At 44.6% G+C, this 24,073-nt stretch carries 26 protein-coding genes and 2 riboswitches; of the genes, 6 read left to right on the top strand and 20 right to left on the bottom strand.

The genetic code is table 11. The features are described 5' to 3' along the window. Window positions 1-60 precede the first annotated feature (60 nt). From DBX26_RS19555 to DBX26_RS19540, 4 genes are all read right to left on the bottom strand, one after another. Window positions 61-1,074 carry an adenosine deaminase gene (locus DBX26_RS19555; protein WP_118120651.1) on the bottom strand — a complete coding sequence of 338 codons (1,014 nt, stop codon included), beginning with the start codon at window positions 1,072-1,074 and terminating at the stop codon, window positions 61-63. Window positions 1,075-1,163: 89 nt separating this feature from the next. Continuing rightward, window positions 1,164-1,263: riboswitch (purine riboswitch) on the bottom strand. A 180-nt stretch (window positions 1,264-1,443) separates the two neighbouring features. Then, on the bottom strand, window positions 1,444-1,584 hold the full coding sequence (locus DBX26_RS19550; RefSeq protein ID WP_014233734.1) for a PA3496 family putative envelope integrity protein: 141 nt from the start codon (window positions 1,582-1,584) through the stop codon (window positions 1,444-1,446). Between the two features lie 50 nt (window positions 1,585-1,634). Beyond that, window positions 1,635-1,844 carry a hypothetical protein gene (locus DBX26_RS19545; RefSeq protein WP_020334121.1) on the bottom strand — a complete coding sequence of 70 codons (210 nt, stop codon included), beginning with the start codon at window positions 1,842-1,844 and terminating at the stop codon, window positions 1,635-1,637. A gap of 239 nt (window positions 1,845-2,083) precedes the next feature. Beyond that, window positions 2,084-2,293, bottom strand: coding sequence for a cold-shock protein (locus tag DBX26_RS19540; protein WP_014233736.1), 210 nt, complete (start codon window positions 2,291-2,293; stop codon window positions 2,084-2,086). 443 nt (window positions 2,294-2,736) lie between these two features. Between DBX26_RS19540 and DBX26_RS19535 the strand changes: the two genes are divergently transcribed. Continuing rightward, window positions 2,737-3,585: a pirin family protein gene (locus DBX26_RS19535; protein WP_118120650.1), complete on the top strand. Its 849-nt coding sequence runs from the start codon at window positions 2,737-2,739 to the stop codon at window positions 3,583-3,585. A 148-nt stretch (window positions 3,586-3,733) separates the two neighbouring features. Here DBX26_RS19535 and DBX26_RS19530 read toward each other — a convergent pair whose 3' ends face one another. Then, on the bottom strand, window positions 3,734-4,582 hold the full coding sequence (locus DBX26_RS19530; RefSeq protein ID WP_118120649.1) for a patatin family protein: 849 nt from the start codon (window positions 4,580-4,582) through the stop codon (window positions 3,734-3,736). A 185-nt stretch (window positions 4,583-4,767) separates the two neighbouring features. On the opposite strand from DBX26_RS19530, the gene dmeF reads away from it, so the two are divergent. Together dmeF and DBX26_RS19520 are read left to right on the top strand one after the other, a co-directional pair. Continuing rightward, the gene (dmeF, locus tag DBX26_RS19525; protein ID WP_118121237.1) at window positions 4,768-5,667 is read left to right on the top strand and encodes a CDF family Co(II)/Ni(II) efflux transporter DmeF; all 900 of its coding nucleotides are present in this window, start codon (window positions 4,768-4,770) and stop codon (window positions 5,665-5,667) included. 3 nt (window positions 5,668-5,670) lie between these two features. Then, complete coding sequence (locus DBX26_RS19520; protein ID WP_020334125.1) at window positions 5,671-6,087, top strand: MarR family winged helix-turn-helix transcriptional regulator; 417 nt, start codon at window positions 5,671-5,673, stop codon at window positions 6,085-6,087. A gap of 510 nt (window positions 6,088-6,597) precedes the next feature. Here DBX26_RS19520 and DBX26_RS19515 read toward each other — a convergent pair. From DBX26_RS19515 to DBX26_RS19495, 5 genes are all read right to left on the bottom strand, one after another. Next, complete coding sequence (locus tag DBX26_RS19515; RefSeq protein WP_014233741.1) at window positions 6,598-7,029, bottom strand: YccF domain-containing protein; 432 nt, start codon at window positions 7,027-7,029, stop codon at window positions 6,598-6,600. Window positions 7,030-7,273: 244 nt separating this feature from the next. Continuing rightward, window positions 7,274-8,206, bottom strand: coding sequence for a Gfo/Idh/MocA family protein (locus DBX26_RS19510; protein WP_118120648.1), 933 nt, complete (start codon window positions 8,204-8,206; stop codon window positions 7,274-7,276). A gap of 151 nt (window positions 8,207-8,357) precedes the next feature. Beyond that, complete coding sequence (locus tag DBX26_RS19505; protein WP_118120647.1) at window positions 8,358-10,016, bottom strand: phosphoethanolamine transferase; 1,659 nt, start codon at window positions 10,014-10,016, stop codon at window positions 8,358-8,360. A gap of 21 nt (window positions 10,017-10,037) precedes the next feature. Next, complete coding sequence (locus tag DBX26_RS19500; protein ID WP_014233744.1) at window positions 10,038-10,394, bottom strand: diacylglycerol kinase; 357 nt, start codon at window positions 10,392-10,394, stop codon at window positions 10,038-10,040. A 220-nt stretch (window positions 10,395-10,614) separates the two neighbouring features. After that, a complete protein-coding gene (locus DBX26_RS19495; RefSeq protein ID WP_014233745.1) occupies window positions 10,615-10,920 on the bottom strand; it encodes an isoamylase early set domain-containing protein in 306 nt (101 codons plus the stop codon). 139 nt (window positions 10,921-11,059) lie between these two features. Between DBX26_RS19495 and DBX26_RS19490 the strand changes: the two genes are divergently transcribed. Together DBX26_RS19490 and DBX26_RS19485 are read left to right on the top strand one after the other, a co-directional pair. Further along, a complete protein-coding gene (locus DBX26_RS19490; RefSeq protein ID WP_118121236.1) occupies window positions 11,060-11,488 on the top strand; it encodes a hypothetical protein in 429 nt (142 codons plus the stop codon). Window positions 11,489-11,562: 74 nt separating this feature from the next. Then, the gene (locus tag DBX26_RS19485; protein WP_118120646.1) at window positions 11,563-12,162 is read left to right on the top strand and encodes a thiol:disulfide interchange protein DsbA/DsbL; all 600 of its coding nucleotides are present in this window, start codon (window positions 11,563-11,565) and stop codon (window positions 12,160-12,162) included. Window positions 12,163-12,211: 49 nt separating this feature from the next. Here the strand turns inward: DBX26_RS19485 and DBX26_RS19480 are convergent, their stop codons facing one another. The 10 genes from DBX26_RS19480 to DBX26_RS19435 all read right to left on the bottom strand — a co-directional run bounded on the left by DBX26_RS19480 (window position 12,212) and on the right by DBX26_RS19435 (window position 22,529). Continuing rightward, window positions 12,212-12,658, bottom strand: coding sequence for a DUF3429 domain-containing protein (locus tag DBX26_RS19480; RefSeq protein WP_014233748.1), 447 nt, complete (start codon window positions 12,656-12,658; stop codon window positions 12,212-12,214). Between the two features lie 10 nt (window positions 12,659-12,668). After that, window positions 12,669-13,214, bottom strand: coding sequence for a glutathione peroxidase (locus tag DBX26_RS19475; protein ID WP_014233749.1), 546 nt, complete (start codon window positions 13,212-13,214; stop codon window positions 12,669-12,671). Between the two features lie 112 nt (window positions 13,215-13,326). Further along, window positions 13,327-13,983: a 3,4-dihydroxy-2-butanone-4-phosphate synthase gene (gene ribB / locus DBX26_RS19470; RefSeq protein ID WP_118120645.1), complete on the bottom strand. Its 657-nt coding sequence runs from the start codon at window positions 13,981-13,983 to the stop codon at window positions 13,327-13,329. A 114-nt stretch (window positions 13,984-14,097) separates the two neighbouring features. Then, window positions 14,098-14,238: riboswitch (FMN riboswitch) on the bottom strand. 101 nt (window positions 14,239-14,339) lie between these two features. After that, entirely contained in the window at window positions 14,340-14,957 is a 618-nt protein-coding gene (locus tag DBX26_RS19465) for a triacylglycerol lipase (RefSeq protein WP_118120644.1), read from the bottom strand. 96 nt (window positions 14,958-15,053) lie between these two features. Beyond that, window positions 15,054-16,916, bottom strand: a complete 1,863-nt coding sequence (locus DBX26_RS19460; protein WP_118120643.1) for an MFS transporter — start codon at window positions 16,914-16,916, stop codon at window positions 15,054-15,056. 148 nt (window positions 16,917-17,064) lie between these two features. Beyond that, window positions 17,065-17,811, bottom strand: coding sequence for a helix-turn-helix transcriptional regulator (locus tag DBX26_RS19455; RefSeq protein ID WP_014233753.1), 747 nt, complete (start codon window positions 17,809-17,811; stop codon window positions 17,065-17,067). Then, window positions 17,812-18,450 carry an HD domain-containing protein gene (locus tag DBX26_RS19450; protein ID WP_020334136.1) on the bottom strand — a complete coding sequence of 213 codons (639 nt, stop codon included), beginning with the start codon at window positions 18,448-18,450 and terminating at the stop codon, window positions 17,812-17,814. A 442-nt stretch (window positions 18,451-18,892) separates the two neighbouring features. Beyond that, window positions 18,893-20,239, bottom strand: a complete 1,347-nt coding sequence (locus DBX26_RS19445; RefSeq protein ID WP_014233755.1) for a magnesium transporter — start codon at window positions 20,237-20,239, stop codon at window positions 18,893-18,895. Window positions 20,240-20,370: 131 nt separating this feature from the next. Further along, complete coding sequence (locus DBX26_RS19440) at window positions 20,371-21,693, bottom strand: AarF/ABC1/UbiB kinase family protein (RefSeq protein ID WP_118120642.1); 1,323 nt, start codon at window positions 21,691-21,693, stop codon at window positions 20,371-20,373. A gap of 164 nt (window positions 21,694-21,857) precedes the next feature. Next, the gene (locus tag DBX26_RS19435; protein WP_118120641.1) at window positions 21,858-22,529 is read right to left on the bottom strand and encodes a pyridoxamine 5'-phosphate oxidase family protein; all 672 of its coding nucleotides are present in this window, start codon (window positions 22,527-22,529) and stop codon (window positions 21,858-21,860) included. A 110-nt stretch (window positions 22,530-22,639) separates the two neighbouring features. On the opposite strand from DBX26_RS19435, the gene DBX26_RS19430 reads away from it, so the two are divergent. Continuing rightward, complete coding sequence (locus DBX26_RS19430) at window positions 22,640-24,070, top strand: PLP-dependent aminotransferase family protein (RefSeq protein ID WP_118120640.1); 1,431 nt, start codon at window positions 22,640-22,642, stop codon at window positions 24,068-24,070. Window positions 24,071-24,073 lie beyond the last annotated feature (3 nt).

Here is a 24,073-nt window from a genome sequence, read left to right as displayed (position 1 = left end):
AAATCGGAAAGTCATTTGAGTATTCATGTCAATTGATAACGATTTAACGAGTCTCAATTTCTATAAAGAAGAATGACTTTCAACGTAGTTTTTTACTTGAGAACGATAGTTAGCTTTCATTTCGTCATCAATAAAACTCGCTTCTATGGCGTTAAGCGTGAACTGCGCGATTTCAGCGTTGCTCATTGGATGTGCCTGACTCACGGCGAGGAAATTGTCGGTCATGTAGCCACCAAAGTAAGCCGGGTCATCGGAATTAATCGTGACCGCTACGCCTTGACGGAGAAGATCGACAATGTTGTGCTGCTTCATGTCATCAAAGACACACAGTTTAATGTTCGAGAGTGGACAGACCGTAAGAGGCATTTTGCTTTCGATAAGTGAGGCAACCAAGGTTTTGTCTTCTACGCAGCGAACGCCGTGGTCAACGCGGCTGACTTCCAACATTTCAATTGCGTCAGAGATATTCTGAGCTGGGCCTTCTTCACCAGCGTGAGCAACCGTTAATAGACCCGCCGCTTTTGCTTGTTGGAATACGCGCTCAAATTTTGCTGGTGGGTGTCCCTTCTCAGATGAATCTAAGCCGACACCAATAATTTTATCGCGATGTTTGAGAACAGATTGTAGCGTTTCGATAGCGCTCTCTTCAGACAGGTGACGTAGGAAGCAGGCAATGATTTGAGAAGTAATGCCAAGTTGTTCCTGACCATCTTTTAACGCGCGACTGATTCCGTTTATCACGGTATCAAAATCAATACCGCGTTCGGTATGAGTTTGAGGATCAAAAAAGATTTCCGTATGAATGACGTTATCGGCTTTGCAGCGTTCTAGATAATCCCAGGTCAGATCATAAAAGTCTTGCTCTGTACGTAAAGCATTAGCGCCTTGGTAGTAAAGGTCGAGGAAAGACTGTAAATCTTCGAACTGGTATGCTTCGCGTAATTCACTAGGGGTCGAGTACGGGATTTCAATACCGTTGCGTTTAGCAAGCTTGAACAGCAACTCTGGCTCAAGTGAACCTTCGATATGTAAGTGTAACTCTACTTTTGGAAGACCTTGAATAAATGCGTTCATATTCCACCTTTTGTGTATTGTGGATGCAGTTACTCTAAGAATAGGTATTGATAGAAATAAGTCGAACGCTATTACAAAGAGTAAGATACATCGTGATCTCAACTCTTCGTAATCAGCACTTTGCGGGAGCTGGTAGAGACCCCCAAACCATATCATTGGGGTTATACGAAGCAAACGGTTGCGATTATACGCAAAATTATCAATTTGACTAGGGGTTTATTGGTGTCACTGAACGAGTGAAATAATCGGAGGATATTCAGTTAGGCTGTATAGAAGAGGATTTGGATAGAAAAGGCACTGTTCATGTGAGTGAAAGGCAGGCGGCGTTACCTTACACTTAACATGAAGAAAGAAGATGATGTTACTCTGTTAGAGATCAAACAATTTATCAAACTCTCTTTGTTCCATAATGTCTTCAATACGGCGTCGAGTTTTTTGCTTAATCGCTGCATTATTTTGCTCAGATTCTTTCTTTTCTTTTTCTAATTGTTTGTTACTTTTCTTAGCCATAAAAAGGCCTCCAACTTGAACGTGAATACTATCAATGCCTGAAAAATGTTTTATTTGACAATAAAACTTCCTATCTTTGAACCTTCGTCACACAGAATTGCACCTTCACCGTTTTTTTCATTATATTGGAAGTCAATAGAAACACTGTTGGTTTGAAGTTTTGGCAATACATGTCGCATTAATATATCGCTATTAAGTTGATGTATTCTGGCATTCCAAGTGGTTTGTGGTTGTTTTAAATTAAACTCAATTTCTAACATTTATTCTCCTGTTTCTTTACCGTTTTGTCTTTGTTAAGTAGTTGGTACCAATGCCTTTGACGGCTAGTTCTTCTAGAGGACATATTACTTTCCTTTTATTAAAAAAATATAAAATCGCACTGCCAAATTTATTTTAGACAGCACTAAGCTAAGCCATTAAATGGCTAAAAATTAAAATGGGATTTTTGAAGGGGAGAAGTTTGGTGCAGCATGAATATGCTACACCAAGAAAAGCAGTCTTATAGAGGAGTAACTTCAGTCGCTTGAGGACCTTTTTTACCTTGCTCTACGTTAAAGCTTACTTTCTGACCTTCAGTCAGTGTTTTGAAACCGTCAGCAACAATCGCGTTGAAGTGTACGAATACATCTTGGCCGCCGTTGTCTTGAGATAGGAAACCGAAACCTTTTGTTTCGTTGAACCATTTTACTGAACCAGTTACTTTAGACATAAAAACACCTTTGAAATAAACATTTTAATTACGAATTTTCGTGTGGATCTTTTTTAAGCTATTGAATGTTCAATCAAGAGGAAGTTGTACGCAGGTGTCTGAATGGGTGATTCAAGATTTTACTGAGAAGGAACTTAAACTAAATGTTGCATTAACAGCTCTTCTTTAAGAGCCAACGCCCACTATACACCGAGTTTAGAAAATAGCCACATTTATTTTTTGGTTGATGTTAGCCAATGTTCCAACAGTGAGCGAGCAGATAATTTGCCTCTATTTACACAACAGCGGAGGGAAGAATTGTTGTCATTCGAAAATATTGAACAATTAGCTCAACTGCATATGGTCATGATTATTTTTCTCCACACTACAATAACAGCATACCGATAGCCAAGTGATGCGAACTTGACAGAGAAAAGTGAGCGAGGCTTTTGAGGAGAAAGATTATGAGTAAAACAAGAGAAGTCCGTCAGATAATTCCTTCCCAGCCTACTGCGGATGGTGATGGCGTTAAAATTCGCCGAGTAGCTGGATTCAATAATGCCAGTTTTTCACCATTTTTGATGGTGGATGAGTTGAAATCTGATAACCGCGCTGACTATATCGGCGGTTTTCCTCCGCACCCTCACCGAGGTATTGAAACCCTGACCTATATGTTGAAAGGGCACTTTCAACATCGTGATCACATGGATAATGTCGGTGAACTTCGTTCTGGTGGCGCTCAATGGATGGCTGCTGGCCGTGGTGTTATTCATAGTGAAATGCCAATTATGCAAGATGGCGAACTGCATGGTTTTCAGATTTGGATTAATCAGCCAGCAAAAAACAAAATGCAACCTGCTCAGTATCATGATTTCCAGCCTGAAACCATCACCGAAGTGAATGACAAAAATGTCGGCTTGGTCCGTATTATTGCCGGGGAACTTAATATCAATGGGAACCGAACTAGCGGACCACTAACGAAAACGGGCGTTGATGCAACGGTTGCTGATTGGCGACCACATGCAGGCGCAACGCTCCAGCTTGTCACCGAGTCGAACCACAACATGATGCTTTATGTCTACCAAGGTAACGTTGAAACTCAGCAACGAGTCATAAAACAAGGCGAAATGGCGCTCTTGTCTCAAGGAGAGTGGGTAGAGTTGACGGCAAACGACGCAAGTGGAGTACTAGTTTTCATCGGCGAGCCGATTAACGAGCCAGTGGTTCACTATGGTCCATTTGTTATGAACAGCATTGAAGAAATCGAACAAGCGATCCAAGACTACAATGCGGGACTGTTTGAAACTTATTAGTTTTTGGTGGTTTACCGGGAACAAGAAATAAGAGAATTGGAGCCTGATTGTTGGGCTTACTGAAAAGCAAATACGATAATCCACTGCCATCGAATTTGCATTAGCCACGCCTTAGGGTGTGGCTTTTTTCTTTACGAAACCGATAATTTTAAATCTGCTCCCAACGCATAATGGCTTCTTTCCCAGCCTCTAAACCGAGATCATACGCTGCCCGTAATGGCTCCGGAGAACGGCTCAAGCGCTTCAATTTAAATGTCTCTGGCGGACAAACCTGAATAATCTCTATGCCTTCTGGCGGATTCTCAATAAGTGATAGGGCTTGATTGTAGCGAATGTCACGAGTCAGCATCGGATCAATCAAAGCAGGTGTAGCTTTCAACATACGTTTAGTTGCGGCCCCAAACCTTGATTTTGATTTTCGGTAGCTTGCGGGACGACTGCGCAATACCATGATTTTCGTTGCACCTCGTTTAATGGCTTCTGCAATAGGAATCGCATCAGAGACGCCACCATCAACATATCGTGTACCATTGAGTAATACGCCGTTGCGATAAAGGATAGGCAGTGCACTACTGGCTTTCATTGTTTCTGCCAGTGCATCGACGTCTGGAGTCAGGTATTCCGCTTCCCCCGTGTCCTGACGAGTAACCCCTAAGAAGAAAGGGCGTGGGTCTGCAGCCAGAACGGCTTTGTCGATGCCAAGCTCTTCGAGTGTGAGATTCCACATCCAGTCGAGATCCATCATATCTCCGCCAAGAACCAACCGACTCGGGTTAATAAATTCTTTACGTAGGCTGTAATCGAGATAGATTTTCAGATTTCTTCCCGGCATGTTCGCTAGGTAAGCCGCTAAGTTACTTGCTCCTGCTGACACTCCCCAAAAGCTGTCAAAGGGTGAGAAATTTTGCTCTAAAAAGTGGTCGAGTATGCCGCACGAAAAGACGCCCCGCATAGCGCCTCCCTCCACAATCAATGCGCGAGTACCTACTTGTTCCATCGGTATTTTCCATCACGTTTGGGTCAGATTGGATGACCATTAGCTTAACGTATTGAGTGATATAACCAAAGCACAACCAGGCACGGGGTAGCATTAGTCGTTGACAATGTTTGATTGTCAAACTAAATTTATATCAAGTATTTTGATCATCAAACAAATGAGCATTCAGGATGAAAGGTCACGCAATGACAGTCTCGCAGCATTCACATGATTTTGTGTCACATAACCATCAAGGTGAAAGACGAACTTTTTACGTACTGCTTCTTACGCTGGTCACTATGATAGTAGAGATTAGTGCGGGTACGTTGTTTGGTTCCATGGCGTTACTGGCTGATGGCTGGCATATGGGGACTCATGCCGCGGCATTTTGCATTACTTTGTTTGCCTATCGTTACGCAAAGCAGCACGCGAACAGTGAGCGATTTTCTTTTGGTACAGGCAAAGTAAGTGTTTTGGGCGGGTTCACTAGCGCAATAGCACTTGGTATCGTCGCATTGATGATGATGGTTGAGTCTGTACATCGGTTATTCAACCCAGAAACGATTAAGTTTAACGAAGCGATAATGGTGGCGGTTATTGGCTTGGTGGTAAACCTGGCGAGTATGTTGCTTTTAAAGGATCACCACCATCATGGGCATGAGCATCATCACGATCAACACCATGAACATCATCATGATCACAACTTAGCGGCGGCGTATTTCCATGTTCTTGCGGACACGTTAACGTCACTACTTGCGATTGTCGCCCTCATCATCGGTAAATTTTATGGTTGGGTTTGGTTAGACGCGACTATGGGGATTGTCGGTGCGCTGGTCATTGGTAAATGGACGCTTGGTTTAATTCGGCAAACGGCCCCGGTTTTATTAGATGAAAGTATTGATGAGCATTATCGACAAGATATTCGTGCAGAGCTTGCCCCTTACGCTGATGTAGTCGATCTTCATGTATGGAAAGTGAGTGGACACCATTATTCAGCGGCTATCGCGCTAAAGAATCGGAGTAACAAATCACTCGGTGAATTTAAACAAATGTTGAGTAAGTTTGATAAGATTCATCACCTTACTCTCGAATTGCAAAATGACTAAACGATGAGCGAATTAGAAAGATTGAATCAAATGTTGACTGAGTTCTACGATAAAATGTCGTCGTGGGAGCAGTCAGTTGTGAAAGAAACGGGTTATTCACTGGCTCAGGTCCATACTATTGAAGTTCTCGGCGGCCATGGTGCTCTACGCATGAAAGAGCTGGCTGAAAAGCTGGGCATCACAACGGGAACGTTAACCGTTCAGGTTGATAAACTCGTCAATGCAAATTTGATTGAGCGTTGCCCACACCCTGAAGATCGTCGTGCGATTGTGGTCAAGTTGACACCAGAAGGGGAGCTCATCCATCGTCATCATAATCAGCTGCATTTGGATTTAGTCCGAGATTTGACCCGACATATCGAGCCTGAGCAACAAGCCGTATTTCTGACCTGTCTGGAAAGGATGAACCGCGAGTTCTAGCCTGTCTAAACGCCTATATTATCGATAAAGCAGAGTGCGTATTAGCCTCTGCTTTTTTATCTAGCCTGCGAGACACCACTCTGTTGCTGGTTTGAGCCATTGTTTTTGTCTATTCCCCGTGCAAAATTTACTTTTTAAGTTCTTCTCTTCGCTGATTTTAATCGAAACTAACACGTTATATCTCTTTATTGCTGGCAAAATCTCCACCATCTAGGTGGATCTTGTCTATGCTTATAGTTCGGCTTGCAGAAAATTATCAGGGAAGGTGGGCGGCGAAACCATAGGGTAGATACGATATATAACAACCGTTTCTTTGATAGTTAGGTTGGTAGATATCATTGATTTATATAATAAATAATTAAAAGTCAGTAGTGGTCTAGGTATTAATTTATATTATTAGGCGACGCTATGAACACACAACCAACCATAATCGAGTACGCTTTAGCAATCATCGGCTTACTTTTGACAGGGGTTACCCTCTGAGAACCGTCTCCCAGAGGATAGCAAGTTTTATCGATTAATATTGAAGCGAGCCATTGCAGCTTCTTCTTTCGATACGACAGTTTTACCAATTGGCGCAAGGGAAATAACCGCCAGTTTGAGGTGCTGAAGTGCAAACGGAATACCGATAATGGTAACAAAACACGCAACCGCGGAAGCGACATGACCGATTGCCAGCCAGATACCTGCAAACACAAACCACACTATATTACCGATAACGCCAAGTGGACTGGTGCCTATGTCCATCTCGTTGGTCAGCTCATCACGTGAAATGGCTTCTTTTCCGAATGGGAAAAATGAAAAGTTACCCATGACGAAACAGGCGCGCCCCCACGGGATACCTATTATGCTGATAAAGGCCAGGATGCCGAAAAACCACCACAGCAGTCCCATAAATACGCCACCCAACACAAACCAGATGATGTTGCCAAGAGTTCTCATTCTATTTCCTATTTCTAATCGTCGATTTTAAATCGAGTTCATGCCACTGATGTAAAGTGACGTCATTGAATCCAATTTGGACATGATTATAAGTATGTCACAGGAATCTTAACAGAGTATGAATAACATTAATCTGAGCTAGGGTTTGGAAGTAACTAGTTGTAAGGCGGGAAGAATATCCACGCACACGATGCTTCTTCACTTAAGCTAAAGCAAACGAACGTGGATACCGTATTGACGGCGCTTAACGTAAAATGGCTTTCTCAATTTGTTGGCATATTGCTTCTGCTAATTGGTGGCTGGCGATATTGCGATCGACAATCGTATTCACCAGCTTTCCGCTTTCTATGACGCTAAACCAGTCTAATAGCATCCCATGGAAGCCTTTACTGGTTAGCATTGGCGTCCAATCTTTTAAGCTTAATTTTTGCTCTTGGTTTTCTTGCCAACGTTTGCCCTCGACAAAAGAGTCGAACTCGACCGCTTGGTTGGCGTAACACGCCTGTACTCGTTCGGTTGTGATGCCAAAATGGCGATTCATAGAAGCGTGCAGAAGTGCCTCACCATGTTGCCATTGCACATCCAGCCGGGCTAACTCAGCTCCATCAAACTGATGGGTGACGTAAACGTCCTGCAGATTGGCTTTAGCCACAATGTTCACACTGTCTAACGGATGAATGAAATCGTCAAAAATAAAAGTGCGAACGTCACCTGGCAAGTTATGTCGATTCTTTTCCCAGCGAAGTGACTTCAATCCGGTGAGTTCGCCCTTTTGGACGCCATGCATGTGTTGATTGTAGAGCGGGATATGGCGGCGATTGAAGCCAACATAAAGAGGCTGATTCGTCTGAGCCGAAATCTCATACAGTTTTTCGACCTCTGCGGCATTGTCAGCCAGAGGTTTATCTACAAAGGTCGGAATACCCTGTTTTAAAAAGTATTCAGCGATTTGAAAGTGGACACTGGTAGCGGCGTGTATCATGACGGCATCGACGCCGAAGTTCATAAGTTGCTGATAGTCCTGACAGGTTTCTGCGATTCTATACTGTTGAGCCAGAGCGCTCAGAGTTGTGGTATTTCTGGTACAAAATACCAAGTCAATATTGGGGAGCTGAGTGATAACAGGAAGATAAGCTTTTTGCGCAATATCTCCTAAGCCGATGATGCCAATTTTCATCTGGATTCTTCTCTTTGTAGTGACTAGCCGCCGAGTATAGCAAGGGTGAGGGTTAATTTGCTGGAGTGCTATGTCATAAAAAAGCCTGACTCACAATTTGTGGTCAGGCTTAAGGTTCTGGCTTAATTACCCAGCGGTAATGACTTATCTCTCAGGCATTTGGCGTGCGACATGTTTTGAAAATGTCCAGTGCACCGTCGTACGCGCTGGTTTTAACATCCATAATGCCTAACAACGAGTGGAAGACATTATCCTGAGAGTATTTACCCACGCTTTGCGCTTCTTGGCTCAAACAGTCTGTATTAATCTGCTTTGCCTGCTTAAAGTTTGGTGACATCCACATCATAAAAGGCACACGCTTTTGGGTGTCTGGTGCAAGGCTGTAAGGCATGCCATGCAGGAACATACCGCTTTCACCCAGAGATTCGCCATGGTCAGAGATGTAAACCAAAGCCGTGTTGTATTTGTCTTCCAATGTCGTGAGTTTATCGATGGTCTGTTCTAGTACATAGTCTGTGTAGCGGATGGTGTTGTCATAGCTATTGACTATTTGTTCGACACTACAGTTTTCGATATCGGCGCGAGGGCAATCTGGTTGGAAGAACGCTTTGTCTTTCGGATATCGCTGAAAGTAGGTTGGACCATGGCTGCCGATAAGGTGCAGCGTGACGACTCGGTTACCCTCCATACTATCTATTTCTTGCTCAAAGTTGTCGAGAAGCGCCATATCATAGCAAGTAGTGCCATTACACCATTGATCGGTCTTCGCTCTGTCTACCGCGATCTTTTTGACTTTATGGGCAACGTGCTTATCACCGCCATCGTTTTCTTTCCACATCACGTCTATGCCCGCTCGTTGCATAATATCTAACACATTGTCTTGGTTGTCTGCTTTGCTGCGGTCGAAGTTGTGGTGTGTCAGTTGGGAAAACATACACGGAAGCGATACCGCTGTTGCGGTGCCGCAGGAAGCAAAATCCTGAAAGGAAATCACGTCTAGCTTGCTGGTGTAGGGGTTAGTTTTTCGCTCATACCCATTGAGTTGATAATTTTGAGAGCGAGCAGTCTCACCGACAACAAAGACTAACAGCGTTGGCTTTTTCTGAGCTTGTGTTAAGGCTGCTGCGGACTGTTTGGCCTCGGTACCAATCTCGCGATAAGGCTCTGGTTCGGTAAGGTAAGTTTTTTTCACGTATCCGGCTGCGCTATAGACGAACTGAGTCGGGATGATCATCTTTTTCAGATAACTGTTGTTTCTGCCTACCGATGCATAGTCTTGATAATACAACGCTGCAATGCCCGCAATAACAGCAAGAGAGGCGATCATAGACACCAACTTGGTGATAGAAAAGTGCAAACATTGGCCGCTCAACGGACGCAACTTGGTATTGGCTACTACCAGCGCAGGTACGATACCCATTAATAGCACCCACAAAGCGGAATACGCACTGAAGTAGGAGCTGGCTTCGCTGGTATCTGTTTCAACAATATTGGCGATCATGCCGTAGTCGAACAGTGTGCCATAGTTGTAACTCGCGTAGCTCACCATGCTCGATAGAATGAGCAGTAGGATAAAAAACGGTTTCCCTATCCACGGCCAGCTGAACAAATTGAAAAGGAAGTTAAGTGCAGCGATAAAGAAAATTGGGATGGTAACAACAAACCCGACTTTAACGTTATCGAGGCTAGATAGAATCCCAATGAGCTCTTTGTAAATCGGGATATTGACAACAAGCGCAAAATAAAACGCTAATAAAAAAGAAAAGGTAACGTAAGAGATCCCTTCTCGTTGTAAATCAACTGTCTTCATAAATAACTGCCTTACAAAAAACTAAAGCAAAAATGACGCCCAGACAAACAGGACGAGTAGTAGTGCAACAAATACGGCGGCAGAGCCAATGTCTTTGGCACGGCCACTTAGGACGTGCCATTCGTCGCTGACACGGTCAACAACCGCTTCTACGGCGGAATTAATTAATTCGACGATTAAGACCAAAAATAAACTGCCGATCATCAGCACTCGTTCTAATGTTGTGACGGGCAAGAAGAATGCGCTGATCGAGAGAATGACGGAAAGGAGTAATTCTTGTCTAAACGCAGCTTCATTAATCCAAGCGGCTTTCAATCCTTGTAATGAATATCCGGTCGCGTCCATGACTCGGCGAATACCTGTTTTTCCTGGTTTCAAAATAGAGTTCCAATACTGCTTATTGATAAATGCATGCCTGGTTTCGACGTGCCCCAAGCTAGTGGCGAGATTAATAGGTCAGGCGTGAAACATTTGTGAATAGCAAGAACAGAATTTAGATGGGCGAGTATGATCTTTTGTGGCGATAACCAGTGACAATTGAGTTTCAAATAAAAAAGGCGCAATAAGTGCGCCTGAAAAATGATGATTGATGTTAACGTTAAGCGGTTTGCTCGCTGGTGCAAACGACGCTGTTGTCACTGCCAAAACCATTCGGAACGTAGGCATCGGCTTGAGGGTCGTTTTCCCATTCAGCTTCATTCAGCAGGTAGCGGAATTGAATGTTTTGTTCCTTTGGTAAGCGAGTTTTAAACTTAAACTGGCCGCTGGTTTTAACCAGTTTCATTGGTTCTGGCTGCCAGTTGTTAAAGTCGCCCGCAATTTTTACGGATTCACGCTGCTCTTTATCAAGCTCAAAGGTGACTTCAACTTCATCTTTGGTTTTAAAAAATCTTTTTTTAAGCATTAATTTTTTCCTTGTTTGTACAAAAACTACCCTAACTATTACTAAGGTTTCATACTGAATTCAAGTTTTATCAGCTACAAGACGGTAAAAAAGGAAAAATAATCAGTTGTATAAGTGGTGGGTTAGTGTTGACGCTTGTATGAACAGAACGTTTCTGTATGATGAAAATCATCCTACTTTTGAAGATGTTGGTATGCGTACCTTTAACCGTACATTGATGATGACATTAACTTGCTTGGTAGCCATGCTGCTAACGAGCCTTGCGCCTAATGTACAAGCAGAGACCATACCAAGTCAGAATCACAGTAATCAGGTTCCATTGAAAGAGCTTCAGGCTCAGCTTGGGGTTAATACTGACTGTATTGAGTCCTCAGAGAATGAACGAGTGCTCACGTCAGGGAAAGACCAACACACCAGTTGCAGTTCTTCATGTATTGTGAAGGTGCCTGTAACCTTGCCGCACAATAGTCTGATGCGCTTTCCTCACCGGCTTGCGCTTATTGGTAAATCTCCTGCCGTAAAAGCGGTATCGGTGATCTACCAGCCGTATCGACCTCCCATTGTTTGATTTTCTTCTAATCTAAATACAACGACTAATTGATTTAAGTAAGACGGCAGACTGCTGTCTAAAGGAAACAAACAATGAAGAAATTACTTGCGCTATGCAGCACCCTTTTACTTGCGTTTACGGCTCATGCAGCCCAGTTTGAAGAGGGAAAACACTACAAAGTGCTGGATGCAGAGAAGGCGGCGAAACCGACAGTGACAGAGTTTTTCTCTTTTTACTGCCCGCACTGTTATAAATTTGAAAGCTTGGTTGAGAACTTGAAACCAGCCTTACCTGAAGACGCGCGATTTGAGAAAGTCCATGTTTCATTTATGGGTGGGAACATGGCAGTTCCTATGGCGAAGTCTTACGCAACGATGGTATCTCTCGGAGTCGAAGATAAGATGATTCCGGTGATGTTTGCTCAGATCCACCAAAAGCGTGCGGCTCCTAAAGACGAAGCTGAACTAAAACAAGTCTTTACTGATTATGGTGTAGACGGTAAAAAGTTTGACGCAGCGTACAACAGCTTTGCTGTGAACTCGATGCAAAAGCGTTTCGACCAAGAGTTCAAAGCAAGCACGTTGACAGGGGTGCCGGGTGTGATTGTGAACAACAAGTACATTGTTATTCCCAATGAAATCAGTTCTTACGATGAGTATAACCAGCTAGTTAACTACTTACTGACCCTTTAAATATAAAACGCAAAAATGGCGACTTAATGGTCGCCATTTTTCTTAACCGTCAAGCAAACAGCACGATGCCATGCATCAACAAGACCCCGCAGGTGAGCTTTCCACGCATTCCCTGATAACCTTTTGGATCGATTTCCTGTTCTACCTTCCTAATCAATTTTTCAGAGAACCAAACGGCAATGTAGCCTGCGGCCAGGAGAAGAATGGCGGTGACGTAGTGAGTGTGTCCCTGCAGCAGGGCACCCCATGCGAGTAAAACAAACAGGTTACTCAGCACCAAAATATTGCGACTCAATCGGTGGTAGTAATGGTCGATTCCATTACCCCATAACACGCCCGACAAGAAGCTTAAGATAACCGCACTGTAGGCAATAAAGAATTGATGACCACTTAAATTAAATAAAGTGGTGTCAGTAATAATGAGCAGCAAACTAAGTAAGAATGGAATGAGTCCTAAATAGCCCAGCCGTAACATGGTAGAGCGTGTGGTGGTCATGATTGCTGTCCTACAGTTGTTGTTCAATCATATTAGTAAGCGTAGTACTTGTAGGCGATGTCGAACTTGGGAATGTGGCAATGACTTTGCCATCCTTATTAATCAGAAACTTGTAAAAGTTCCACCTTGGCGTGACGCCGGCTTGTTGGCTGATTTCGCTGAATACTGGATTTGCATCGCTGCCCATCACTGAGCTTCGAGCCATCATCGGAAAGGTAACCCCGTAATCGAGGTAGCAAATTTTTGCGGAATTCTCTTCGCTGCCTTTATCTTGGTTAAAGTCATTGCTTGGAAAGCCTATAACCGCGAAATTTTTATCTTTGTACGTTTGGTAAAGCGATTCTAACTGTTCGAACTGTGGCGTAAATCCGCATTGACTGGCGGTGTTGACGACGAGCAATGTCTTCCCTTTAAATTGCTCACACAAATCAATTTCATCAGTGGAGTTGAGTAACCTTTGTTTGCCCTGAAGAATATCTGGGCAGCTAGCAGCAAAGGCTGTAGAACTCAGACTGAGTAGCCCGAGTAAGACCAAGTTCTTTATTCTTCCTTTCATGCTCCGATATCCTTATTTGTTCACCTTAGTCAGTATAGTGTTACTCTGTAGATTAGATATCGATCAAAAAAGCCGCGCAATTGCACGGCTTTCAAATAAAATGGGGTGGGCGTTATGCCAGCTTCAAATCGAACTGGTTACGGTATGCGACCATATCTTCAATGGTAAGAACCGGCATATTGTGAAGACGACCAAAGGCAACAAGTTCCGGTGTTTTCGCCATCGTGCCATCTGGATTGGTCACTTCGCACAATACGCCCGCAGGCTGTAACCCTGCCATTTGCATCAGATCAATCGTACCTTCGGTATGTCCGCGGCGAGTCATCACGCCACCTGGGCGAGCGCGCAAAGGAAAGACGTGGCCAGGACGGGCAAGATCTTCAGGCTTCGCATGTGGATTTGCCGCTGTCTTGATAGTGGTAACACGGTCTGCAGCAGAGACACCTGTCGTTACGCCAACTTTCGCTTCAATCGAAACGGTAAATGCGGTTTGGTTTGCGCTGTTGTTGTTCACAACCATTGGTGGCAGTTCCAGCTTGTCTGCTTGAGCATCGGTCAGACACAGACACACGATACCACTGCACTCACGGATCATTAGTGCCATTTGTTCGTTAGTCAGGTGTTCCACTGAGTAGATGATGTCGCCTTCATTTTCACGGTCTTCATCATCAAGCAGAAGCACACCACGGCCTTCCTGTAGTGCGGTAAGTGCGTTTTCAACGCGAGTAATTGGGTCGCCGAATTCGGCAAGTAGCGATGACTGATTCATGGTTAACTCCTAAATATGACCAGAATCAGGGCGGTATGAGAGCTCGCTGTAAAATGCGATCAAAAAGAAGTGCACCAGTTCCTCTCAACGAATCGAGCAAGCGTACTGGTGTATTCTTATTCTCTTTCATCCGGACTATAACCGTCGGCTCTGGCATCTCACCAGATCTGCTGACCTCGACGAATCGAGCGCTCGCGGGCTCACTCAAAAGAGTATACCGCCGGTGGGGAATTTCGCCCCGCCCTGAGAACAATTAAAATTTAGCCAAGTCTTTTTTAACTAAGACTGACCAAGGGATAGTACTGATTTAACGATATTTTGGGAAGCAGATTGCGCTTTTATTACATAAAAATGTGCTATCGACGAAAAAAGTCGGTGCGAATAAAGTGGTCAATCTGAGCTGGGACGAAGGTGTTGTAGATCAGGCTAGTATGTGTTTGTTTTGCCTCAATATGATCTTGCATGCCTTCCAAACGGGTTTCGTCCACCGTTACCGTGCCGTCTGACATGGTATTATCACCGCGAATAAGCAGAGGACGAGCCCCGATAGGGACCGTGCCAGCGATACTTCCAAGCTTTTGGGGAAAGTCCCAGACGTCGTCGTGTTTGTTTAAACCGTGATGAGGCGAGTTACCTAAAAGTGCGCCCAAGCCAAGGTCTTGGATACGCGAAACAATCGACGCTCCTTTTAAAGGCGAGCCAATGGCGATAACGTGAGAAATCAAACTGGTGGTTGGTTTTCTATTTGCCAAATAACGCTTAATCATCAAGCCACCCAAGCTGTGCCCAACCAGTACATTGGTCGTCAGTGGATTGAGTGCATGGTCAATAGTATTAAACAGTGCATCTTCATTAATCGATACCGTGTTGTAACTTAGCACTTGGGTTTCGTAACCCAATTTACGCAGTTTTTGGCTAAGAGGCTGCATCACCAGCCCGTGCATATAAAGACCATGTAGTATGATGATTTTCATAATATCTCCAATGACGACTCCGCATATTGACCGACTAGCGTTAGGACATCGGCAAGGTCAATCTGCTTTAGGTATCCTACTCTAAATTAGGTATAACTACTTCTGATTTATCAGCAATTCCTGAACTTCTTGCTGTAACTTGTGGCGATCGAGCTGAACAGGGCCCAGTACTTGACCAATTTTGACTTCAATTTTGGACCAGAAACGTTTTGGTCTTTTAGTGAGTGCGTGTCCACCTTTATGGCTGAAAAATGACCCCCACAGTCCTTTCAACGCCATTGGTATCACAGGGACTGGTGAACGCTTGAGGATTTTTTCCACTCCAGGTCGAAACTCGCCGAGTTCACCATCTGAGGTCAAACGACCTTCGGGGAAAATACAAACGACTTCTTCGTTATGTAATGCCTGCTCGATTTGCTCAAAGGCTTGCTTGTAGGTTTCGGTGCACTTGCGAGGAGAGCAAATTGGAATAACGCCCGCATGACGGAACACGTATTTAAGAACAGGCATTTCACTGATGGATTTATCCATCACAAAACGTACAGGGCGGGTCGAAGTTCCCATCAGAATCAGCGCATCCACATAACTGACATGATTGGCTACGATTAATGCCGCTCCTGTTTCTGGGATATGCTGACGCCCCTCTACAGAAACGCGGTACATACAGTGGCTAAGTAAATAGCTGATAAAACGCTGCGTAAATTCAGGCACTTGGCGATAGACATAAATAGCGACTAAGAAATTACCAACCGCCATGATAGCGAAGAGCTCTACAACGGACAGGGATAAAACGCTAAGTACGAATATGGACACTAACGCTGACCCGACCATGAATAAGGCGTTCATGATGTTGTTCGCGGCGATTGAGCGCGCGCACTCGCCTTGGTTAGAACGAGACTGGATGAACGAGTAGAGCGGAACGATAAATACACCACCACTGACTCCGACGAAGAATAAATCCATCATCACGCGAATGTGTTTAGATTCTGAAATGAAACTTTCGACACTGTAATACTGGGCAGGTGATAGGTTGTATGAGGGTACTGCCCACAAAAAATCGAGTCCAAATAACGTTAGTCCCAGAATTCCAAATGGCAGAATGCCGAGCTCAACATGATCAAAAGAGAGCTTTTGACACAACCAAGATCCCATCGCGATGCCAATAGAAAATAGCGCAAGTAACAAAGATACGACGGTACTATCGGCAAAGAGATGCTCGCGGGCGAAGTTTGGGAATTGCGTAAGATAGGTCGCACCCATAAACCAAAACCAACTTATAGCTAATATCGACATCCAGATTCCACGCTGTTTTTGTGCAAGGTTTAGCGTCTTTTTCAGGCCAGAAATTGGCTCGAACTTTACTTTCTGATTGGAGTGGCTTGGCAACGCAGGAATATTCACGCTACTGATGAAACCCATTATCGAAAGGAACAAAACAAGGCACGAGGCGATAAGTGTGCCGTTTGGCATCGCGAGTAAAAGTCCGGCGGTTAACGTACCAACCAGAATGGATAAAAAGGTCCCCATTTCAACCCAGGCATTACCTTTGACAAGTTCACTGGCTTTTAAGGCTTGAGGCAGTAAAGCGTATTTCACTGGACCGAAGTAGGCGGATTGTGTTCCGGTTAAAAATAACAACACTAACATTAACAGGGCATTTTCAGTCATGATGGCAGTGGCGGCACAGGCCATGATCAGCACTTCGATAAGCTTCAGACGGCGTATCAACTTGGCTTTGTCCATACTATCCGCGACTGCACCAGCATGCGCTGAAAATAAAAAGAAGGGCAGGATAAACAGACCCGCAGCAAGATTGACAAACAGGTTGACGGAAACGGGTAATGAATCAATCAGACTGTAGGTGACCATTAATAAAAGAACATTTTTATAAACGTTGTCATTCAATGCCCCAAGACACTGCGTGACGAAAAATGGGAAAAAGCGTTTAGACAAAAACATGCTGGCTCCATATGCACATCATCAAACTAGATGGATGCACTTTATGTCTTCCCGATAGATAAGCCAGTTGTTTAGATGTAGTAACGTAATGTGTTACCTATAGTGGCTATTTATGTAACTTTACTCACTAAGGTTACCATTTTTATTACTATTGATTCGGTGTGCGTTCCCAGGGTTTAAACAAAGGAAACGTCCAGCGACGCATCGCGATAACCAGAGAGGTACCGTGTTTTTCATCCATCTCTAATGAATTGTCACTCTGACAAGCCTGATAAAATTCATCGATCACTTTTTGTAGCTTCTGTTGAAGCTTCTTGTTGGTCGGTATACTCATCAACCCAGTGGCCATTGCCAGCTTTTCACCTTCTGCAGAAAAGTAACTTTGGAAGAAGGCTTCCTGAACTTGCTGTTGAAAGAAGCGCTGGATTGGGCCACCAATCTGCCAGTTAAACGTCGGGGAGATACGTAAACGGATTTTGTTGCCCGGGAGTAAGTCGATAATCTTAAGCCGATCGAGCTGGGCCAACTTTTGTATTAGCTCTGGTTCATTAAACGTATATTGTTCAATAATTTGCTCAAATTGATAGCCATTCACAACACATATAGCGACCAGCAGTAATGCTTTGTCTTCAACGAGTTGTTTTTCTTGAACCAGAGTGAGTGATTCCAGCCCTTTATTGTGTGAAGCGGCAAGCTTAAACAGCTCGGCCATGTCTAATCCAATCAGTTGGCAGATGCGCTCAAGCCGCTCGAGACTAATGTGATGCCCTTCCGCAAGCAGCCTTTTTACGCTTCCTTCGCTTAACTCTAAATGCTGTGCGACGTCTGCGTAGTGCAAACCAGAGAGTCTCAGTTGACGTTTCAGCTCCTTAATCAGGGCATAACTTTCTGACATTTACTCTGCGACCTCTTCGCGTAATTGACCTAGATAGCTTTGCATAAATGCTTTGCGTCTTTGTGCCTCCTCTTTAGCGGAGGTGGTGTTCATGGTATCGACGATTCTAAATAGCTTGGTCTGAAAATGATCCAGAGTAAATTGTTGATCATCCAGTTCGCGTTCTTCCGCAAACATGTCTTGATGATCATACAGTTTGGCCTCGAACTGAGTACTGACCTGAATGCAGCGTGTTACGCCAATTGCACCCAGTGCATCCAGACGGTCAGCATCCTGCACAATCTTGGCTTCTAATGTGTTGGGACGAATGTTAGCGCTGAAACTGTGTGCTTCTATCGCGTGGGCGATATCGTCGTGGAAATGACGTGGGTAGTCGATACTTTCCAAAAATGCGATGGCCTTTTTAGCCGCAATCGCGGAGCTTTGCTTACGGTTAGGGTGATCTTTTGGGTAAGTAAAGCAGTCATGCAAATAGGCAGCGGGCAATACGACTTCCAATTGAGCTCCCTCTTGCTCAGCGAGCTTTTTAGCTGTTTTGGCGACACGCTTTACGTGGCTGAGATCGTGAGCGGCATCGATTTGCATCTCTTGCTGCATGAATTCTAGAAATAGGGGTTCTACTTGGCTTAATGACGTCATGGGTAATACTTCATACTTGGGGGTGAGGAAAGTATGCCCAACCCAATAACGAATTTCCAAACACGATGAATTTAATGAGACTTATGACCAAATAACGAAAATGTCATTTTGTCCGTTTTATCGGTGTGTGAAACGGTGAAACCAGAGGGTAATTGGATTTAGCGAAGACAGATAAAAAAAGAGCCAACCGCAAACAGTGCGATTGGCTTATATATATGAACAAAGTTGAGTTCACTAACAACGTCAGTTGGCTAGGTGACCCTCGGCTTAAGAAGGGTCACTTTAAACAATGCATCTAGCGTGCCAACTTTTAAATCCACTAAAAAGCGTGGTTTCTGTGAGTGACGTTGCCTAAACTCGGATAATATTCGCAATTTGCAACTGCGATATGCAATTTTTCTTTATTATGCTAATGATTGATTAATAAATTAGTACTAATTTCCTACAACAAAACCAGGCTAGCGGTGCCTAGAAAGGCAAAAAAGCCAACAACGTCAGTTACGGTAGTCAAAATCACCGACCCCGCAAGTGCTGGGTCTAATTCTAACTTGTCCAAGATTATTGGAATCAACACACCGAACACAGCTGCGGTGATGATATTGACGACGATAGCCAGAGCAATGGTTCCGCCAAGAATCGCGGATTGGAACCATAATCCTGCCAAACCACCAATGATCACTGCCCACGCTATGCCGTTTAGAGAGCCAATACCCAACTCGTTTTTAAGTAGCTTGAAACGGTTTCCGGGCGTGATCTGATTCAGTGCCATCGCGCGAACCATTAGCGTAAGTGTCTGGCTACCCGCAATACCACCCATTGATGCGACAATCGGCATTAATACCGCCAGCGCCACTACTTGGGCGATCACGTCTTCAAATAGCCCAATCGTGACGGAGGCTAATATGGCCGTCATTAAGTTAATCCCTAACCACACGCCGCGTTTCTGGGAGCTTTTAATCACCGGAGCAAATAAGTCGTCGCCTTCATCCATACCGGTACCTGCCATCAAGCGGGCTTCGTAGATTTCACGTTGAGTACTCAGGGCAAATTGCCAGTCCACTTCGCCGATCAATGTTTGGTCGGCATCGGTCACTGGTAAAGCGGAAAGGGTACTATGCTCCAGCGCCTCTACCGCTTCAGGTAGCGACATTTTACTATCGAGGACCGTCACAGCTTCTATCGAAAGGCTTTTCAAGCGTACATCGGAGTCACTACGCAAAATTTCGAAATAGTTAACCGTGCCACGAAACTGCTTATTACGGTTAATCAAATAGACCTGCTGCGGCATGTCGTAGCTGTAACGATCCATCAGTTGCTTGGCAGTGCCAACCGTGATGTTAAAAGGTAAGGTAACGATTTTTCGATCTGCCCAACGGCCAATCTCTTCATCTTCATAAGCATTGGCTTGATCGTAAAGCTCTAACTCGTCTTTCTCGATTAATGCCAGTGCTTCATTAATGATTTCTTCTGGCAGTGAATCTGCCCACTCGATCAGAGAAAGGTTGTCTAGCTTGGCGAGTGTCAGTTTAAGTTCGACTTCGGATAGTGCGTTGATGATCGAAAAACGCACGTCAGCACGCATTTCAGTCAGTACATCAATATGTAGTTCTAGCGGTAGCGCTCTCCATAACCGAACACGATCATTGATGGTGAAAGCTTCCAGAATCAGGGCGATGGAACCGGGGTCTAAACCCTCTTCGATTGACGCATTGAGTGTTGCGACTTGATCCGCTTCTTCAGCTTGCCCAATTTGTTGTATGAGAATGGAGAGATCTTGAAACTTGCTCACCGAGCACCCCGATAGTTTGTTCGTTTAAAGAATAGAGATAGTGTTCGAACCTTCACTAATAACAATAGCGAAGAATGGCGTTAAACGTTCGACAAAACTAAAGTACGCGAAAGTAACAGAAAAACAATAGGCTACTCGACTTTGATATTGAGATAAGGCTGTACTAATTTGCGAATGTTCACTTTGGCACCAATTCGTGCCGCCAGCAGATACATCCCCGCTATTTTTCGGTGAAGGAAAATGGCATCCGCTGGTGGCGTGTGCCAGTAATCCTGCTCCATGCTGAGGATCTTACCTGCGTCACGTAACCTCTGAGCAAGGCCGCTGGCTTTAAAGTCATAGTCTTGATCAACTAACATGGGTTCACATGCCATCTTGACCAGTTCCCAAATTGCTTTTCTCTGTTCTGGCAGGATGTCTTGACTGAAAAAGCCAATCTTCTCCAGAGCTTCGTTCAGGCTTTGTTCGTCATGGTTAATAACCGCGGAGAACGCCTGACGATATCCAGAACTGAATTTTTCACTGTATTCGCGAGTGGCACCAAAATCTAACAGACCGATTTGCTTGGTTTCTTCAAGATATAAATAGTTGGCAAAGTTTGGGTCGGTCTGAACCATTTTGAAGTCGAATAGCTCGCGGAAAAGCAGTTCGAGCAGGTTGTGCATGACGGCATCACGGGTATTTTGGTCAGCGTTTACGATGGTATCCACTGGAACCCCTTCGATATATTCCATCGCTAATACTGATTGTGAAGAGCTTTCTGGGTGAATTTTTGGCACAACAAAGTGAGGATGTGCTTTTAGTGCCTCGTAATAACGTATGGCGAACTGTGCTTCACGTAAATAATTGGCTTCGTCGTGAAGCTGTTTTTTCGCTTCTTCTAACAGCCCTTTATAGTCTACAGATTCTGGTATCAGACCCACGACTTTAAGCAGTGTGCCAACGTTGTCGACGTCACTGTTGATGCTTTTGCGAATACCAGGGTATTGGACTTTCACCGCAAGCTTGTCGCCCGCATCACTGTATGCCTGATGCACTTGTCCTATGGAAGCGCTGGCGATCGGCTTGAAGTTGAAAGCAAGAAACTCTGATTTCCAATTCGGACCAAGCGCGTTTTCCATGACGCCGTTTAACTGCTTGGCTGGCATTGGGTCGGCATTAGAGCGCAACCTTGAGAGAATATCGGCTAACTCGGGTTCGAGGATATCACCCGCATCCATCGACAACATTTGTCCGAGTTTCATCGCGGCACCGCGTAAATGAGCAAGCTGATCGGTCAGTCTGGTGATGTTTTGAGGCGTCAACAGGAGGTCTTTCGCTTTAGGTTTGTTGCCCTTGGCGAGTTGTTTAGTACCTTCTGCAAGCACATTTCCGGCGACTCTTGTAGCAAGAGAAGCAAATTTACCGAATCTGGAGATGCGATGCGTAGGTAAGTTTTTTTCCTTGTCTGACATTGAGAGCCTCCCGTTTTCTACATCCCAACCACTAAAGAATAGCGCTTTCAGTTTTAACCTTTTGTTATACGGGAAAACAGTGTTATTGGATACATTTGAAAACAAAACCGCTGGTGGTGCCAGCGGTTGAGGGGAGCTGTTTAGATAAGCAATATGCTTATTGCTTAGTTTTCGGTTTCAGAACTATGCCAACGATTTGAATACGCACTGCTGTAATCCGGCGTAGTAATTTCCTCGTACAGATCTGGGCTGGTTTCCAGAGGGCCAACGACAGTTCGGTAAGGCAGTACGCCAGCCCAAACCGGAATATCCATATCCTCAGCATCATCATTCACCCCAAAATTACTTATTTTCACAGACGCTTCTTTAAGTGAGATACGCAGCAGCATGGTTGCGCTCAGCTCTTTTTCATTGCTCAGCCTGATCTGTTCGGTTCTGCCTGGTGCGATTTGCTCAATGAAATGGTTCAACAAATCATTTTTTTCTTGGTTATCTGGCACGATTTCAAATTGGCCAAATACAACGGCACTGCGGTAGTGCGCACTATGGTGAAACGCAGAGCGAGCCAGTACCCATCCATCGAACAGTGTAAAAGTGAGACAGGTTTGATCGCCTTGTTTGAGTGTACGTAGCAGCCTGCTGTTGTTCGCGCCATGAATATAGACAAACTCTCCCACACGCCAGGCCAGCATCGGAATCACCACCGGCCCAGACTCATTGGTGATCGCTATATGGGCAATCAAACTCTCATCGATAATCGCATGCAGTTTTTCAACTTCGGAGACCGCTTTATGTGCGCCTTTCTTTATTTGTGTTCTTTTCGTACTTGATAACATTACTGCTCTCCTTGGCGTCATCCCATAGTTGGGACCTCAATATTTTTTTATCAGTGTCGAGTTGCAATGTACCGTCTAACTGGTAGTTTAAAGAGAGCCAGTTTTAAACAATGGATGGATCCGGTTTGTCTTTGATTGATGTGGGTGATTTATGTGTAAGTTCAGCCAATGGAACGCTGCAGCAATCGGTGTTTTTTGCGATTCGGGAAAAGATCGTCAAAGGTCTTTGGCCTAAAAATGGAAAGTTGCCTTCTACACGTAAATTATCTCAAGAACTCAGTCTGAGCAGAAATACGGTTATATCGGCATACGAGCAATTAGTTGCGGAAGGGTATCTGATTAGCCAGCAGGGCTCGGGATTTTATGTCGCAGTAGAATTACCCGAACAGTATTTGCCGGAAAAGGTGTCGGTTCAGTCCGCCAAAGCTCCTTTAATAAAATATGACATTAACGCGCCATTTGCCCCTGGAGTTCCGGACTTGGCCGCGTTTCCTAGCGCCCGATGGCAGAAGTATCTGAATCGTCATCTGACGCGGACGTCTTTGCTTGGTAATCAACATATCCAAGGAAGCTGGTCACTTCGTTGTGCTTTATCGGCTTATTTAGCTTCAAGCCGTTCGGTTAATTGTACCCCTGAACGAATCATCATTACTTCTGGAGCTCAGCAAGCGCTGAGTATTGCAACAATGGCAACTCTGAATCGAGGCGACAAGGTATTGATGGAGCAACCTGGCTACGCTCAAATGCGCAAGTTAATTCAGTTTCAGCAGTATCAATTCGAACCGCTGTTGGTGAAGGAAAAGTATGGATTCGATATTGATGTGGTAACGAGCAGTGATGCGGATGCTCTCTACATCACACCAAGTAATCAGTACCCAATGGGCACCACTTTGAATACCGAACAGAGAGGGAAGATAATCGATTGGGCTGTTCAGAATTCGTCCTGGATTTTAGAAGACGACTACGACAGTGAATTTCAGTTCGCCCATCGCCCGTATACCAGTCTACAAGGGTTAGCCGCACAAATGGGTAGGGATGATCGCGTTCTCTACGTTGGCTCTTTCAGCAAAGTTATGTTTAACGGTTTAAGGCTCGGATATCTTGTGGTTCCAGAAGCGCAGGTAGATAAATGTTTGATGGTGAAAGATGCGTTAAGTGGCGATTCTCCCAGCCACGTCCAAGAGGCAATGGCTGATTTTATTGCTGAAGGGAGTTTGCTGCGCCATATCCGAAAAATGCGACGGGTTTACAAAGCGAAACATGAGCAGATGTGCCTCTCAATCCAAGCACATTTTGGAAGCAAAGTAAGCATCATAAGTCAGGCTGCCGGACTGCATATAACATTAAAATGGCGAACGGGCATTGATGAGCTGACATGGACGAAACGCGCCGAAAATGACGGCATCGTATTACGTCCATTAAGTTACTACGAGCACCCAAGCTACCAAGATCGTGATTGGAATGGCGTGGTGCTCGGTTATGGCAACGTGGCTTTAAAAGAAATTGATCCGCTTGTACAACGTTTGTCTGAGCTGTTTTAAGGG

This window comes from Vibrio sp. dhg (genome assembly GCF_003443775.1).
GTDB classification, from domain to species: domain Bacteria; phylum Pseudomonadota; class Gammaproteobacteria; order Enterobacterales; family Vibrionaceae; genus Vibrio; species Vibrio natriegens.
This window is presented reverse-complemented; position numbering and strand designations above follow the sequence as displayed.